This window comes from Streptomyces sp. YKOK-I1, from assembly GCF_054660435.1.
This window is the reverse complement of the sequence record NZ_BAAGDR010000001.1, coordinates 6,145,868-6,160,524: the sequence shown is the minus strand read 5'-3', so window position 1 is coordinate 6,160,524 and position 14,657 is coordinate 6,145,868. Positions and strand designations below refer to the sequence as shown.

The 14,657-nt window shown below is 72.3% G+C and carries 15 protein-coding genes; 2 read left to right on the top strand and 13 right to left on the bottom strand.

Annotated features, from left to right (window positions below; genetic code table 11):
- Nucleotides 1-46: 46 nt before the first annotated feature.
- Complete coding sequence (locus ACYQ8Q_RS27360) at nt 47-313, bottom strand: GlsB/YeaQ/YmgE family stress response membrane protein (protein WP_460068522.1); 267 nt, start codon at nt 311-313, stop codon at nt 47-49.
- Between the two features lie 160 nt (nt 314-473).
- Here ACYQ8Q_RS27360 and ACYQ8Q_RS27355 point away from each other — a divergent pair, with 160 nt between their 5' ends.
- Nucleotides 474-1,724 (top strand): APC family permease, encoded by a 1,251-nt coding sequence (locus tag ACYQ8Q_RS27355; protein WP_460068521.1) that lies wholly within the window; start codon nt 474-476, stop codon nt 1,722-1,724.
- Nucleotides 1,725-1,761: 37 nt separating this feature from the next.
- Here ACYQ8Q_RS27355 and ACYQ8Q_RS27350 read toward each other — a convergent pair whose 3' ends face one another.
- The 12 genes from ACYQ8Q_RS27350 to ACYQ8Q_RS27295 all read right to left on the bottom strand — a co-directional run bounded on the left by ACYQ8Q_RS27350 (nt 1,762) and on the right by ACYQ8Q_RS27295 (nt 13,195).
- Nucleotides 1,762-2,154 (bottom strand): YccF domain-containing protein, encoded by a 393-nt coding sequence (locus ACYQ8Q_RS27350; protein ID WP_460068520.1) that lies wholly within the window; start codon nt 2,152-2,154, stop codon nt 1,762-1,764.
- On the bottom strand, nt 2,151-3,014 hold the full coding sequence (gene htpX / locus ACYQ8Q_RS27345) for a zinc metalloprotease HtpX (RefSeq protein ID WP_460068518.1): 864 nt from the start codon (nt 3,012-3,014) through the stop codon (nt 2,151-2,153). Before htpX ends, ACYQ8Q_RS27350 begins: the two co-directional genes overlap by 4 nt.
- 235 nt (nt 3,015-3,249) lie before the next feature.
- Nucleotides 3,250-4,815, bottom strand: coding sequence for an NADH-quinone oxidoreductase subunit N (locus ACYQ8Q_RS27340; RefSeq protein ID WP_460068517.1), 1,566 nt, complete (start codon nt 4,813-4,815; stop codon nt 3,250-3,252).
- On the bottom strand, nt 4,812-6,386 hold the full coding sequence (locus ACYQ8Q_RS27335; protein ID WP_460068516.1) for a complex I subunit 4 family protein: 1,575 nt from the start codon (nt 6,384-6,386) through the stop codon (nt 4,812-4,814). Before ACYQ8Q_RS27335 ends, ACYQ8Q_RS27340 begins: the two co-directional genes overlap by 4 nt.
- Before the next feature lie 6 nt (nt 6,387-6,392).
- Nucleotides 6,393-8,387, bottom strand: coding sequence for an NADH-quinone oxidoreductase subunit 5 family protein (locus tag ACYQ8Q_RS27330; RefSeq protein ID WP_460068515.1), 1,995 nt, complete (start codon nt 8,385-8,387; stop codon nt 6,393-6,395).
- The gene (gene nuoK, locus ACYQ8Q_RS27325) at nt 8,384-8,776 is read right to left on the bottom strand and encodes an NADH-quinone oxidoreductase subunit NuoK (RefSeq protein WP_460068514.1); all 393 of its coding nucleotides are present in this window, start codon (nt 8,774-8,776) and stop codon (nt 8,384-8,386) included. The genes ACYQ8Q_RS27330 and nuoK overlap by 4 nt, the downstream gene beginning before the upstream one ends.
- Nucleotides 8,776-9,477, bottom strand: coding sequence for an NADH-quinone oxidoreductase subunit J family protein (locus tag ACYQ8Q_RS27320; protein WP_460068513.1), 702 nt, complete (start codon nt 9,475-9,477; stop codon nt 8,776-8,778). Before ACYQ8Q_RS27320 ends, nuoK begins: the two co-directional genes overlap by 1 nt.
- Entirely contained in the window at nt 9,474-10,079 is a 606-nt protein-coding gene (locus ACYQ8Q_RS27315) for a NuoI/complex I 23 kDa subunit family protein (protein ID WP_460068512.1), read from the bottom strand. Before ACYQ8Q_RS27315 ends, ACYQ8Q_RS27320 begins: the two co-directional genes overlap by 4 nt.
- Nucleotides 10,079-11,047, bottom strand: a complete 969-nt coding sequence (locus ACYQ8Q_RS27310; protein WP_460068511.1) for a complex I subunit 1/NuoH family protein — start codon at nt 11,045-11,047, stop codon at nt 10,079-10,081. Before ACYQ8Q_RS27310 ends, ACYQ8Q_RS27315 begins: the two co-directional genes overlap by 1 nt.
- Nucleotides 11,044-12,222, bottom strand: coding sequence for an NADH-quinone oxidoreductase subunit C (locus ACYQ8Q_RS27305; protein WP_460068510.1), 1,179 nt, complete (start codon nt 12,220-12,222; stop codon nt 11,044-11,046). Before ACYQ8Q_RS27305 ends, ACYQ8Q_RS27310 begins: the two co-directional genes overlap by 4 nt.
- Nucleotides 12,219-12,809, bottom strand: a complete 591-nt coding sequence (locus ACYQ8Q_RS27300) for an NADH-quinone oxidoreductase subunit B (RefSeq protein WP_460068509.1) — start codon at nt 12,807-12,809, stop codon at nt 12,219-12,221. Before ACYQ8Q_RS27300 ends, ACYQ8Q_RS27305 begins: the two co-directional genes overlap by 4 nt.
- The gene (locus ACYQ8Q_RS27295) at nt 12,800-13,195 is read right to left on the bottom strand and encodes an NADH-quinone oxidoreductase subunit A (RefSeq protein WP_055637671.1); all 396 of its coding nucleotides are present in this window, start codon (nt 13,193-13,195) and stop codon (nt 12,800-12,802) included. The genes ACYQ8Q_RS27300 and ACYQ8Q_RS27295 overlap by 10 nt, the downstream gene beginning before the upstream one ends.
- A 311-nt stretch (nt 13,196-13,506) precedes the next feature.
- Between ACYQ8Q_RS27295 and ACYQ8Q_RS27290 the strand changes: the two genes are divergently transcribed.
- On the top strand, nt 13,507-14,625 hold the full coding sequence (locus ACYQ8Q_RS27290; protein ID WP_460073504.1) for a sensor histidine kinase: 1,119 nt from the start codon (nt 13,507-13,509) through the stop codon (nt 14,623-14,625).
- Nucleotides 14,626-14,657 lie beyond the last annotated feature (32 nt).

Sequence of the window (14,657 nt, the reverse complement as noted above, 5' to 3'; positions counted from 1 at the left end):
CGGTGCCCGCCCTTCTCGCCCACCGGCCCCGCCGGCAGGTGTCCGCTCAGTCGCGCGAGTTGCCGAACAGCAGCCGGTAGACGATCAGCAGCACGAGCGATCCGCCGATCGCCGCCATCCAGGTGGCCCCGTCGTAGAAGTCCTTGGTGATCGGGCGGTCCAGCCAGCGGGCCGATATCCAGCCGCCGATGAACGCGCCCGCGATGCCGATGAAGGTCGTTCCGATGAACCCGCCCGGGTCCCGTCCCGGCAGCAGGACCTTGGCGATGACTCCGGCCAGCAGTCCCAGGATGATCCAGCTGATGATGCTCATGTCCTGAACCTGCCCCTCCGCGCCGTGCCCGTGCCGTCCGGGCACTGTGATCTCGCTCGCTCCGGTGACCGTGTCGCGTTTCACTCGGGTTCGTCTCGTGTTGTCGGGGACGACGTCCCCACGCCATCCGGTGGTTCCGCCGGTCAGTAGGGTGCGGCCCATGACACCGTCCGGATCCCCCGCCGCACTGCGGCGGACCCTGGGCGTCGGCGACGCCGTCGTCATCGGCCTCGGCTCGATGATCGGCGCCGGCGTCTTCGCCGCCCTCGCCCCCGCCGCGCACGCCGCGGGCTCCGGACTGCTGCTCGGACTCGCCCTCGCCGCCCTGGTCGCCTACTGCAACGCCATGTCGTCGGCCCGCCTCGCCGCCCTGTACCCGGCCTCCGGCGGCACCTATGTGTACGGGCGTGAACGCCTCGGGGAGTTCTGGGGCTACCTGGCCGGCTGGTCGTTCGTGGTCGGGAAGACGGCCTCCTGTGCGGCGATGGCGCTGACGGTCGGGGCGTACGTCTGGCCGGGGCAGGCGCACGCGGTGGCGGTCGCGGCCGTGGTCGCCCTGACCGCCGTCAACTACGGCGGCGTCCAGAAGTCGGCCTGGCTGACGCGGGCGATCGTGTCGGTGGTCCTCGCGGTCCTCGCCGCCGTGGTCGTGGTGTGTCTGGGCTCCGGCGCGTCGGACGCCGGGCGTCTGGACGTCGGCACCTCGGGGGGCCTGGGCGGTGTGCTCCAGGCCGCCGGTCTGCTGTTCTTCGCGTTCGCCGGGTACGCGCGCATCGCGACCCTCGGCGAAGAGGTACGGGATCCGGCGCGCACCATCCCCCGCGCGATCCCCCTCGCGCTGGGCATCACCCTGGTCGTCTACGCGTGCGTGGCCGTGGCCGTGCTGTCCGTGCTGGGCGCCGGAGCCCTCGGGCGGGCGGAGGCACCGCTGGCCGACGCGGTGCGGGCGGCGGGCGTGCCGGGCATGGTGCCGGTGGTGCGGGCCGGGGCGGCCGTGGCCGCGCTGGGTTCCCTGCTCGCGCTCATCCTGGGCGTCTCACGCACCACCCTGGCGATGGCACGCGACCGCCATCTGCCGGGCGCGCTGGCGGCCGTTCACCCGCGCTTCCAGGTGCCCCACCGGGCCGAACTGGCCGTCGGCGCGGTGGTGGCGGTGCTGGCCGCCACGGTGGACGTGCGGGGCGCGATCGGTTTCTCCTCCTTCGGTGTGCTCGCCTACTACGCGGTGGCCAACGCCTCGGCCTGGACCCTGGACGGCTCCCCGACCGCGCGGGCGCTTCCCGCGCTGGGGTTTCTCGGCTGTGTGACCCTGGCGTTCGCCCTGCCGGTGACGTCCGTGGTGACGGGAGCGGCCGTGCTGGCGGCGGGCGCGCTCGCGTACGGGGCGCGCCGGCGGCTCGGCGGCCGGTGAGCCGCTCCACATGCTTCCCCGGCCGCCCCGTGGTGCGTCAGCGTCCGGCGAACGGCTGGTCCGTGGGCACGATCTCGCGGCCCAGCGGGAACAGCGAGATCGGGATCATCTTGAAGTTCGCGATGCCGAACGGAATGCCGATGATCGTGATGCACAGGGCGATCCCGGTGGCGATGTGCCCGAGGGCCAGCCACCAGCCGGCGAGGACCAGCCAGAGCACGTTGCCGACACAGGAGGGCGCGCCCGCGTCCCGCCGTTCGACCGTGGTGTAGCCGAAGGGCCAGAGCGCGTAGACGCCGATACGGAAGGCGGCGATGCCGAAGGGTATGCCGATGATCGTGATGCAGAGCAGCAGGCCCGCGAGGAGGTAGGCGAGGAACAGCCAGAACCCGCTCAGGACGAGCCAGATGACGTTCAGGATGGTCTTCACTGGTGGCGACCTGCCATTTTCTCGAGCCGGGCGATGCGTTCCGCCATCGGCGGGTGGGTCGAGAACATCTTGGAGAGGCCCTGGCCCGGTCGGAACGGGTTCGCGATCATCATGTGGCTCGCGGTCTCGATCCGGGGCTCGGGGGGCAGTGGAAGCTGTTTGGTGCCCATCTCCAGTTTGCGCAGGGCGCCGGCGAGGGCAAGCGGATCGCCGGTGAGCTGGGCCCCGGAGGCGTCGGCCTCGTACTCCCGGGAGCGGCTGATGGCGAGTTGGATGAGGCTGGCCGCGAGTGGGCCGAGGATCATGATCAGCAGCAGGCCCAGGAGGCCGGGGCCGTCGTCGTCGTCGGAGCGGCCGATCGGGATCAGCCAGGCGAAGTTGACCAGGAACATGATCACGGAGGCGAGGGCGCCGGCCACCGAGGAGATGAGGATGTCGCGGTTGTAGACGTGGCTGAGCTCGTGGCCGATGACCCCGCGCAGCTCCCGCTCGTCGAGGAGGCGCAGGATGCCCTCGGTGCAGCACACGGCGGCGTTGCGCGGGTTGCGGCCGGTGGCGAAGGCGTTGGGCGCCTCGGTCGGGGAGATGTACAGCCGGGGCATGGGCTGGCGGGCCTGGGTGGAGAGGTCCCGGACCATCCGGTACAGGGCGGGTGCCTCGAACTCGCTGACCGGCCGGGCGCGCATCGCGCGTAGCGCCAGCTTGTCGCTGTTCCAGTACGCGTACGCGTTCGTCCCGAGGGCGATCACGACCGCGACGACGAGTCCCGCGCGGCCGAAGAAGCTGCCGATGACGATGATGAGCGCGGACAGTCCCCCGAGGAGTACTGCCGTCCTGAGCCCGTTGTGCCGGCGGTGCACGGTACGCCCTCCAAATCGTGCAGCAGGGGAACCCTTTGCTTGCTGGTGTTCCGTCTCTCCGGTGCCCACTGGAGTCGTGGTGTCACGTCCAGTGGACCCTCCCGTACTGGTCAACGCCAGGTGGGAGTCACGAGTTCCCTTGTGCGTACGGGCAGGGGTGTGGGCCGTCGGGGTGACGGCGGGGCGTACGCGCGTCGGTGGGCGCGTACGCGGGCGCGCGGGGAGCGTGGGGCGCTCAGAAGAGGGCGGTGTCGGTGAAGCGCAGGATCAGCTGGGGCGCTCCGGACAGGACGATGCCGAGGGCGGCGGTGAGGGTGATCGCGACGGTGAGGGGGGCGGGCACGGGGTGCTTGTGCCTGACGGGCGCGTCCCCGGTTGCGGCCTCGGTCTCGCCCTCGGGGGCGCGGAACAGCAGGGCCGTCCACCGGAGGTAGTAGTACAGGGCGATCACGACGTTGACGGCCATGACGACCGCGAGCCAGCCCAGGCCCGCGTCGACGGCCGCCGAGAAGACGGTGACCTTCGCGAAGAGCCCGACGACGCCCGGCGGCAGTCCGGCCAGGCACAGCAGGAAGAAGGCCAGGAGGAGCGCGGAGAGCGGGTGGCGGGCGTGCAGGCCCCGGTAGTCCGTGAGGCGGTTCTGCGGGCTCGTACGGCCCACCAGGGCGGCCACCGCGAAGGCGCCGAGGTTCACGGCGGCGTACATGAGGGCGTACGCGACGGTGGAGCCGACGGCGTGCCCGGCGTCGTCGGTGTACGCGGCGGCGGCGATCGGTACGAGGAGGTAGCCGGCCTGCCCCACGGAGGACCAGGCGAGCAGGCGTACGGCGCTGTACGCGCGCGTGGCCTGCTGGCGCAGGGCGCCGACGTTGCCGACGGTCATGGTGAGGGCGGCCAGCGCGGCCAGGGCGGGGCCCCAGACGTCGGCGTAGGAGGGCAGGCCGACGACGGTGACGAGGATGAGGCCGGAGAAGCCGACGGCCTTGCCGACGACGGACAGATAGGCGGCGATCGGCAGGGGGGCGCCGATGTAGGTGTCGGGGACCCAGAAGTGGAAGGGGACGGCGGCCGTCTTGAAGGCGAAGCCGACCAGGGTGAGGACGACGCCGGTCTGGGCGAGGGTGTGGAGCTGGCCGTCGACGTGCTGGATGCGTTCGGCGATCTGGGTGAGGTACAGGGTGCCGGTCGTGGCGTAGAGGAAGCTGATGCCCATCAGGCTGACGGCGGTCGCGGTGACCGACGACAGGAAGAACTTCAGGGCCGCCTCCGCGGACCTGCGGTCGCCCTGCCGGATGCCGACGAGGGCGAACGCGGGCAGGGAGGCGACCTCCAGGGCGACCACCAGGGTGGCGAGGTCGCGGGAGGCGGGCAGCAGGGCGGCGCCGGCGGCGGAGGAGAGCAGCAGGAACCAGAACTCCCCTTCGGGGAGCCTGCCGCGCGCGTCCTTCAGGGCGGTGACCGACAGGAGGGCGGCCAGCAGGGCTCCGCCGAGGACCAGGAACTGGATGACGAGGGTGAAGCGGTCGGCGACATAGCTGCACGCGCTCGGGTCACCGGTGAGGCAGAACGTGGCGCGGTCGCCGTCCAGGAGGGGCAGCAGGAGGGCCGTGGAGGCGGCGAGTCCGGCGACGGAGAGCCAGCCGAGGAGCGGCTTGCGGGCGTCGGCCACGAACAGGTCGGCGACCAGGACGACCAGGGCGACGACCGCCGCGAGGGTGGGCGGGGCGATCGCGAGCCAGTCGACGGACTGGACCAGCGACTCGGCCAGGGGCCGGGCGAGGTGCTGGGCCGGGGAGCTCATCGGGTGCCTCCTGCGAGGAGCTGCTGCACGGCCGGGTCGGTCAGGCCGAGGAGGGCCTTCGGCCACAGGCCGGCTACGACGGTGAGGACGACGAGCGGGGTCCAGGCCGCGAACTCGTACGACTGGACGTCGGCGAGCTGCGGCGCGTCCTGCGGGTGGGCGCCCATGCAGACGCGGCGGACCACGACGAGCAGGTAGGCGGCCGTGAGCAGGGTGCCGAACGCGGCGATCGCCGTGAAGGTGAGGAAGGCGGGGCGGCTGAGGTCGGCCGCCGGGTCGAACGCGCCGAACATGGCGAGCATCTCGCCCCAGAACCCGGCGAGGCCGGGCAGGCCCAGGGAGGCGACGGCGGCGAAGGCGAGCAGTCCGCCGAGGCGGGGGGCCTTGCCGTAGAGCGCGGCGCCGGTCTGTTCGGCGAGGGCGTCCAGGTCGGTGGTGCCGGTGCGGTCCTTCAGGGCGCCGACCAGGAAGAAGAGCAGGCCGGTGATGAGGCCGTGGGCGATGTTGGCGAACAGGGCGCCGTTCACGCCGGTCGGGGTGGTCGAGGCGATGCCGAGCAGGACGAAGCCCATGTGGCCGACGGAGGAGTAGGCGATGAGGCGCTTGAGGTCGCCCTTGGCGCCCTGTTTGGCGAGGGCGAGGCAGGCCAGGGAGCCGTAGACGATCCCGACGACGGCGAAGGCCGCGAGGTAGGGCGCGAAGGTGTGGAAGCCGTCGGGCGCGATCGGCAGGAGGATCCGGACGAACCCGTACGTACCCATTTTCAGCAGGACACCGGCCAGCAGGACCGAGCCGACCGTCGGGGCGGCGGTGTGCGCGTCGGGCAGCCAGCTGTGCAGCGGCCACATCGGGGTCTTGACGGCGAGCCCGATCCCGATCGTCAGAACCGCGATGACCTGCACGGTTGTGCTCAGCGACCGGCCGTTGTCAGTGGCGAGTGCCACCATGTCGAAGGTGCCCGCCTTGATGCCGATCAGGAGCAGGCCGAGCAGCATGACCACGGATCCGAGCAGGGTGAACAGGATGAACTTCATCGCCGCCCGGCCCCGGCCCTCGCCGCCCCAGCGGGCGATGAGGAAGTACATCGGGATGAGGACCGTCTCGAAGGCGAGGAAGAACAGCAGCAGGTCGAGGACGGCGAAGGTCGCGAGGGTGCCTGACTCGAGGACGAGCATCAGCGCGACGAAGGCCTTCGGGGTCGGTCCCGAGGGCATCTTGAAGTACGAGTAGAGCGCGCAGAGGAAGGTCAGCAGCGCGGTCAGGACCACGAGGGGGAGGGAGATGCCGTCGATGCCGAGGTGGATGCGCACGTCGAGTGCGGGGATCCAGCTGATGTCCGTGCTCGCCTGCATCTTCGACGGGTGGTCGTGGTCGAAGCCGAGCGCGAGGACGATCGCGGCGACGAGGATCACGCCGGTGACCGTGACGCCGTGCCGGAGCACGGCCTGCTCGGGTGACTTCCCCTTCAGTCCGGGCGGGGCGGGCAGCAGAGCGGCGGCCGCGCCGAGGAGCGGGCCGACGACGACGAACGCCAGAAGGAACCGCATCACGGACTCGTTGATATCGATCACGCCTGCTCACGCTCCCGAGGCGACGAGGAGGACGGCGACCGCCAGGACGACGGTGCCGGCGAGCAGCGCGCTCACATAGGTCTGGACGTTGCCGGTCTGGGCGCGCCGTACGGCCGCGCCGAGCCAGCGGGGCAGGGCGCCCGCGCCGCGTACGTAGGTGTCGACGACCTCGCGGTCGAGGAACCGGACGAGGCTCGCGCCGCCCTGCACGGGGCGGACGAACAGCGCCGAGTACACGGCGTCGAGGTGGAAGCCGACGGCCGCGTGGCGGTACAGCGGGCCGAGCAGGAGCCGCCCGGGGTCCGCCGGGTCGGGTGCGGAGGCCAGGTCGCCGTAGGCGGGGGCGTGGGTCGCGATGGCCTCGGCCTCGACCCGGCCCGCGTCGCCCTCGGGGTGCGCGGCGACCGCGCCCAGGGGGGCGACGACCGCCAGGGGCCTGAGGTGGCGCCAGGCGGCGTACGCGATGAGCGCGCCGGCCAGGGCCACGCCCGTGCCGAGCACGGAGGTGGTGACGGTCGGGGCGAGGTCGTTGCCGTCGAACCAGCCGGGGAGCGTGCGGTAGGCGAGCGCGCCGAGGCCGAGGGACGGGACGGCGAGCACCCAGAGCACGACGGTCATGGACAGCGGCTGGCGACCGTGGTCGGGGGCCTCGGCGCCCCGGCCGTGGAAGGCGAGCAGCCACAGCCGGGTGGCGTAGGCGGCGGTGAGGAGGGCGGTGAGCAGTCCGGCGATCAGGACGAGCCAGCCGGCGGCGCCGGGGGCGTGCTCGGTGTGGCCGGTGGTGACGTGCTCGGCGGCGCCGAGGACGGACTCCTTGGAGAAGAAACCGCTGAACGGCGGGATCGCGGCGAGCGCGAGGAGCGCCACGGTCATCGTCCAGTAGGCGTCCGGGACGCGCTCGCGCAGCCGGCTCATCCGGGACATGGCGGCGAGCGAGTTGGTGCCGGCGGCGTGGATGATCACGCCGGCCGCGAGGAACAGCAGGGCCTTGAACGCGCCGTGCGAGAGGAGGTGGAAGACGGCGGCCGAGCGGTCGCCGACGGCGAGGGCGCCGGTCATGTAGCCGAGCTGGCCGATCGTCGAGTAGGCGAGGACGCGTTTGATGTCGTCCTGCGCGAGCGCCGCGAGGCCGGAGCCGACCATGGTGACGGCGGCCATCACGGCGAGGACGACCATCGCGGCCTGGGAGGCCTCGAAGACCGGCAGGAGCCGGGCGATGAAGTAGACACCGGCGGCGACCATCGTCGCGGCGTGGATCAGCGCGGAGACGGGGGTGGGGCCGGCCATCGCGTCGGGGAGCCAGGTGTGCAGCGGGAACTGCGCCGACTTGCCGGCCACACCCGCGAGGAGCAGCAGGGCGATGACGGTCGGGTGGCCGAGGCCGCCGTCGGCGACGGTGTCGAGGACCTTCGTGATCTCGAAGGAGCCGGCGTCGGTGGCGAGGGCGAACAGACCGATGAGGAACGGGACGTCGCCGAGCTTGGTGACCAGGAAGGCCTTGAGGGAGGCGGCGCGGGCCTCGGAGGTCTCCCAGTAGTGGCCGACGAGGAAGTAGGAGCAGATGCCCATGACTTCCCAGCCGACCAGCAGCACGATCAGGTCGCCGGTGTAGACGACCAGGAACATCGCGGAGGTGAACAAGGAGACGAGCGCGGCGTACGAGGGGTAGCGCGGGTCCTCTCGGAGGTAGCCGGTGGAGTAGATCTGCACACAGGTGGCGACGGTGCCGACCAGGACGGCCACCAGGGCGGCGAAGCCGTCGATGTACAGGGAGAGCTCGATCGGGACCGAGCCGGTCGGGGTGAGTTCGGTGGCCGCGGTGAGGGCGGCGTCGCCGCCCTGGCGTACGGCGACGACGACGGCCAGGACGAGGGCGGTGAGGGTCGGCAGGACGGCGAGGGGGCGGACGAACCCGGGGGCGTTGCGCCCGAGGAGCAGTCCGGCGACCGCGCCCAGGAAGGGCAGGAGGGGGACGAGGACGGCGAGGGTGGTCGTGGTCACGCGGTGGCCTCAGCCTTCTCGGTGCCCGGCCCGGTCCCGGCGGTGCCGGTCTCGGGGGTGTCGCTCTCGTGGCCCTCGGCGGTGTCGCGGAGCCGGTCGATGTCCGAGGTGCCGCGGGCCCGGTACACGGCGAGGACGATGGCCAGGCCGATGCCGATCTCGGCGGCGGCGATGGCGATGGTGAACAGGGTCAGGGCCTGTCCGGAGTGCAGGGTCTCCTCGGCGGCCCGGCTGAGCCAGACGTCGAAGGCGACGAGGTTGAGGTTGACGGCGTTGAGCATCAGCTCGACCGACATCAGGACCAGGATCGCGTTCCGGCGGGCGAGGACGCCGTACAGGCCGGTGCAGAAGAGGAGCGCGGCGAGGACGGCCGGGTAGGCGAGGTGCATCAGCGGGCGCCTTCCTGTTCGGCCGGGGAGCCGGATGCGGCCGGGGAGCCGGAAAATTCTTCGTCACTTTCCGTGGCCGGAGGGGAACTCCTGGTGACACCCCGGGCGTTCACGGGGGGAGAGCTCGCATCGGGCTCCGTCCTCGCCTTGCGGGACAGGACGATCGCGCCGACCAGGGCCGCGAGGAGGAGGACGGAGAGGGCCTCGAAGGGAAGGACCCAGTTCTGGAAGAGGCTCGCGCCGGTGACCTCGGTGGAGCCGGCGGCCGGGCCGTCCAGGTCGATCCAGGTGGTGCGGAAGGCGTCGACGACCACCCAGACGAGCGCGGCGGCCGCGGCGACGGCGACCGTCAGGGCGGCCCAGCGGTTGCCGGAGTCGGCGTCCGGGGAGCGGCCGATGGGGGCCTTGGTGAGCATCAGACCGAAGAGAAGGAGGACGACGACGGAACCGACATAGATGAGGACCTGCACCCAGGCGATGAACTCCGCGGTGAGCAGGAGGTACTCGACGGCGAGGCCGCCGAGGGCGACCACCAGCCACAGGGCGGCGTGGACCAGCTGCCGGGTGGTGACGGTGACCAGGGCGGCACCGAAGGTGGCCAGGCCGACGAGGACGAACGCGATCTCGACACCGGTCGGGGACAGGAAACCGTGCGGCGCCGCGGCCAGGGCGGCCGTGGCGGCGGAGGAGGCGGGGGTCACGACTCCCCTCCCTGGGGCTCGGTGGGCTCGCCGGACGCGGTGGCCTCCGTGGCCTCGGTGGCCTCCGTGGGCTGGGCCTGGGCGGCGGCCAGCTTCTCGGCCGTCTTGCGGGCGGCGGCGATCTCCTTCGGCTCCTCGGCGGCGGGGTCGAGGGCGGGCGGGGCCGGGACCGTCCACATCCACTCGCGGAGCTTGTCCCGCTCGTGGGTGAGTTCGCGGATGTCGGTCTCGGCGTACTCGAACTCCGGGGACCAGAACAGGGCGTCGAAAGGACAGACCTCGATGCAGATACCGCAGTACATGCACAGCGAGAAGTCGATGGCGAAGCGGTCGAGGACGTTGCGGCTGCGCTCGCGGCCGCCCGGGGCGGCGGGCGGGACCGTCTCCTTGTGGGAGTCGATGTAGATGCACCAGTCGGGGCACTCACGGGCGCAGAGCATGCAGACCGTGCAGTTCTCCTCGAACAGACCGATCACGCCCCGGGTGCGGGGCGGGAGCTCCGGCTGGGCGTCCGGGTACTGCTCGGTGACGGTCTTCCTCGTCATCGTGCGCAGGGTGACGGCCAGGCCCTTGGCGAGGCCGGAGCCAGGGATGGGGGCCACTAGGAGATCACCACCTTGACGACGCCGGTGAGGGCGATCTGGGCGAGGGAGAGGGGGACGAGGAGGGTCCAGGACAGCTTCTGGAGCTGGTCCTCGCGCAGCCGGGGATAGGTGACCCGCAGCCAGATGACGACGAAGGCGAGGACGGCCGTCTTCAGCAGGGTCCAGACCCAGCCGAGGCCGTCGGCGCCCCAGGGGCCGTGCCAGCCGCCCAGGAAGAGGACGGTGGTCAGGCCGCACAGGACGACGATCCCGGCGTACTCGGCGAGGAGGAACAGGGCGAACCGCAGACCGGTGTACTCGGTGTACGCGCCGAAGATGATCTCGGAGTCGGCGACGGGCATGTCGAAGGGAGGGCGCTGGAGTTCGGCGAGGCCGGCGACGAAGAAGACGATCGCGCCGACGATCTGCCAGGGCAGCCACCACCACTCGAAGGCGTCGACGATGCCGGGCAGGGAGACCGTGCCGGCCGCCATCGCCACCGAGGCGGCGGTGAGCAGCATCGGGAGTTCGTAGGCGAGGAGCTGGGCGGCGGTGCGCAGGCCGCCGAGGAGGGAGAACTTGTTGGCGCTGGCCCAGCCCGCCATGAGGGAGCCGAGCACGCCGACGCCCATCACGGCGAGGACGAAGAACACGCCCGCGTCCAGGACCTGGCCGACGGCGCCCTCGCCGGGGCCGATCGGGATGGCGAGGAGGACGAGGAGGTAGGGCAGGAGGGCGACGGCGGGGGCGAGCTGGAAGATACGGCGGTCCGCGCCCGCGGGGACCACGTCCTCCTTCTGCGCGAACTTCACCCCGTCCGCGATGAGCTGGGCCCAGCCGTGGAAGCCGCCCGCGTACATCGGGCCGAGGCGGCCCTGCATATGGGCCATCACCTTGTGCTCGGTCTGACCGACGATCAGGGGGAAGGTGAGGAAGACGACGAAGACGATCAGGAGTCGCAGGGTGACGTCGAGAGCGTCGTTCACTGCGGGCCTCCTGACGGGGATTCGGGGTCGGTGTCTTCGGGGGCGGCACCGCGTTCCTCGGACACCTGCCCCGGCTCCGGCTGCTGCGGCTCCGGCTGCTGCTCCGGCTGCGGCCTCTGCTCCGGCTCCGGCTCCGGCTCCGGCTGTTGCTCGTCGAAGGCCGGGCGGGCGTGGTGCCAGGGGGCGTCGGAGCTGTGGGAGGGCCGGGCGGGGCTCGCGGTCGGTGCGGGGGCCGCGCCGTCCGGAGCGGCCGTTCCTTCAGGGGCCGCTCCGGCCGTGGTGGCCGGGCCGGTGGGCTCCTCGGTGGCCTTCGGGGCCTCGGCCGGCTTCGTGGCCTCGGTGCGCTGGGAGGCCGAGCCTGCGCCGGCGGTTCTCGTGCGGCGGGCCGTGGACGGAGGCGGCGTCGTCGCGGAGGGCGTGCCGGTTTCCGGGGCGGCTGCCGTGGCGGGTGCCTGCGGGGCCGTCTGGCTGGCGGAGCCCTCGGCCGCGGTGCGGGTGCGGCGGGGCGGGCGTTCGCCAGGGGCGGGACGGGTCGGGCGGTCGCCTGCGGCGCGGCCGGCCGCCGCCCGGGCCGGGCGGGCCGGGGCGGGCGGGAGCTGGCCCTTGAGGGGGCCCCAGTCGTTCGGGTCGGGGACGCCGGGGGGCAGCATCTGGCGGCGCTTGGGGCCGCCGTGCGCCGCACCTGCCGCGGACTCCCCCGGTTCCTTGGCGCCGGGCCAGGCCTTGGCGACGCGGGCCGCGAGGACGAAGTCCTTGCGGAGGGGGTGGCCCTCGAAGTTCTCGGGGAGGAGGAGGTGGTGCGGGAAGGGGTGGCCCTCGAAGGCGACGCCGAACATCTCCCGGGTCTCGCGCTCGTGCCAGCCGGCGCCCGCGTAGACGTCGACGGCGGAGGCGAGGACCGGGGCCTCGTGCGGGACGGTCGTGCGCAGGAGCAGGCGGCGGACCGGGGCGAGGGCGACGACATGGGCGGCGACGCGGAAGCCGGTGCCCGGTTCGTCGACGGCGCTCAGCCAGTCGAAGTAGGTGCAGGAGAGGTCGTCGCGGGCGGTGCGCAGGGCGGCGGTCCAGGAGGCCGGCGGGACGTCGACGGTCAGGACGTCGTAGGACTCCTCGGCCGTGGCGTCCGGGCCGAAGAGGTCCTCGACGGGGGCGGGCAGCCAGCCGATGGTGGTCATCCCGCGTTCCCCTCTGCGGTGGGCGGCTTCACGAGGCCGCTCTGGAGGGCGGCGGCGGACGGACGGGAGGTGCCGTAGCGCTCGTGCAGGGACTCCCGGGCGATCTTCTCCTGGAGCTTGAGGATGCCCTGGAGGAGGGCCTCGGGGCGGGGCGGGCAGCCGGGGACGTAGACGTCGACGGGGATGATCTGGTCGACGCCCTTCGTCACGGAGTACGAGTCCCAGTAGGGGCCGCCGCAGTTGCTGCACGCGCCGAAGGAGATGACGTACTTCGGCTCGGGCATCTGCTCGTACAGGCGCTTCACCGCGGGGGCCATCTTGTCGGTGACCGTGCCGGAGACGACCATCAGGTCGGCCTGGCGGGGCCCCGGGGCGAAGGGGATGACGCCGAGGCGGATGAAGTCGTGGCGGGCCATCGACGCGGCGATGAACTCGATGGCGCAGCAGGCGAGGCCGAAGTTGAAGACCCAGAGCGAGTAGCGGCGGCCCCAGTTGAGGACGACCTTCATCGGCTCGGGGGCCAGGCGCGCGAGGGCGCCCAGGCGCTTCGGCTCGGGCAGCAGAACGGGCTCCGGAGTCACGTCCATGTCAGGACGCCCTTCTTGTATGCGTACAGCAGGCCTACGGCGAGGAAGCCGAGGAAGATGAACATCTCCACGAGGGTCGTGGCGCCGTAGCCGGGGGCGGCGAAGACCGTCGCCCAGGGGAACAGGAAGATCGAGTCGACGGCGAAGATGACGTAGAGGAAGGCGTAGACGTAGTAGCGGACCTGGGTGTGGGCCCAGCCCTCGCCGACGGGGTCGACGCCGCACTCGTACGTCAGGAGCTTCTCGGGGGTCGGGACCACCGGGCGCAGCAGGCGTCCGGCGCCGAAGGCGACGGCCACGAACAGCACGCCGACCACGGCGAGCAGTCCGACGACCGAATAGGACCGGAAGTAGTCCGCCGCGATCTCGACGGTCGGTTCCCGCACGTCCGTCCCCTCGCTCCCTGACCTCAGCCTCTTCGGCTTCTTCGGCCACTCGGGCCACTTCGACGATCTGTACGCACGGAGTCTAGGCCCTGATAAAGGGACGGTAAGCAGCCCGTCACGCCTTGGACCGTGGGACGGGGGTTTTCCCCAGGGGACCGGGGCGGGGAACCTCATGGCGCCGGGGCGCGCGGCGCGGCACGCTAACGCATATGACCACTTCCCACCAGCTCGGCGACCACCAGCCTGGCGACCGCCGGCCCGGCGTCCACCAGCCCGATGACGAGCTGCCGCCGGTGAAGCCCGCGCTCGACATGCAGACGTGGAAGGAGATCGCGCATCTTCTGGCGAACCTGCCGATGTCGTTGTTCGGGTTCGTCTATGTGATGACGGTGTTGTTCACGGGCGCCTCGCTGACCCTCACCGTGGTCGGGTTGCCGCTGCTGGCGCTCGGACTGGCGGGGGCGCGGCTGGCGGGCCGGTTCGAGCGGGCGCGGGCGCGGCTGCTGCTGGGGGTGCGGGTCGACGAGCCGAGCCCGCTGCCGTTGCGCAGGGCGGGCGGGCCGCTCGCACGGATGTGGCTGGCGCTGAAGGATCCGGTGGCCTGGCGCACGGTGCTCTACGACTTCGTCCGGCTGCCCTGGGGCATCCTCACCTTCACCGTAGTCCTGCCCGCCCTGTTCGTGCTGTGGCCGGTGCTCCCCTACCTCGCGCGCGGGCTGACCAATGTGGACCGGGCGATGGTGCGGGCGCTGCTGTCGCCGTCCGACGAGCTGGAGCGGCGGATCGCGGAGCTGGAGTCGGACCGGGGGGTCGTGGTGGACACGGCGGCGGCGGATCTGCGGCGGATCGAGCGGGATCTGCACGACGGGGCGCAGGCGCGGCTGGTCAATCTGGCGATGGGGCTGGGGCTGGCGAAGGAGAAGCTCCAGGAGGGGCGGGCCGACGACGTGGTCGCGGCGATGGTCGAGGAGGCGCACGGCGAGGTGAAGCTCGCGCTGCAGGAGCTGCGGGATCTGGCGCGGGGCATCCATCCGGCCGTACTGACGGACCGGGGGCTGGACGCGGCGCTGTCGGCGGTGGCCTCGCGGTGCACGGTGCCGGTGAAGGTGACCGTCGATCTGGCGTCCCGACCGGCGCAGGCCATCGAGGGGATCGCCTACTTCACGGTCTCGGAGTTGCTGCAGAACATCAGCAAGCACAGCGGGGCCCGGTCGGCTTCGGTGGATGTGTGGCGGACGGACGAGCGGCTGCTCATCCAGGTCGGGGACGACGGCCGGGGCGGTGCGCGGCTCGACGCGGGGACGGGGATGCGGGGGCTCGCGGAGCGGCTGGACGCCGTGGACGGGGTGTTCGTGGTGGAGTCGCCAGCCGGCGGGCCGACGACGGTGACGGCGGAGCTGCCGTGGCGGGAGCGGCGGCCGGAGGGGTAGGGAAAACCCCCCGTTCCATAGACCGACGGACT

What these genes read in the sequence shown, in the direction of transcription:
- ACYQ8Q_RS27360 (WP_460068522.1), bottom strand. Translation starts at nt 313, where the DNA reads ATGAGCATCATCAGCTGGATCATCCTGGGACTGCTGGCCGGAGTCATC.
- ACYQ8Q_RS27355 (WP_460068521.1), top strand. Translation starts at nt 474, where the DNA reads ATGACACCGTCCGGATCCCCCGCCGCACTGCGGCGGACCCTGGGCGTC.
- ACYQ8Q_RS27340 (WP_460068517.1), bottom strand. Translation starts at nt 4,815, where the DNA reads ATGAGCTCCCCGGCCCAGCACCTCGCCCGGCCCCTGGCCGAGTCGCTG.
- nuoK (WP_460068514.1), bottom strand. Translation starts at nt 8,776, where the DNA reads ATGCACCTCGCCTACCCGGCCGTCCTCGCCGCGCTCCTCTTCTGCACC.
- ACYQ8Q_RS27305 (WP_460068510.1), bottom strand. Translation starts at nt 12,222, where the DNA reads ATGACCACCATCGGCTGGCTGCCCGCCCCCGTCGAGGACCTCTTCGGC.
- ACYQ8Q_RS27300 (WP_460068509.1), bottom strand. Translation starts at nt 12,809, where the DNA reads ATGGACGTGACTCCGGAGCCCGTTCTGCTGCCCGAGCCGAAGCGCCTG.
- ACYQ8Q_RS27290 (WP_460073504.1), top strand. Translation starts at nt 13,507, where the DNA reads ATGCAGACGTGGAAGGAGATCGCGCATCTTCTGGCGAACCTGCCGATG.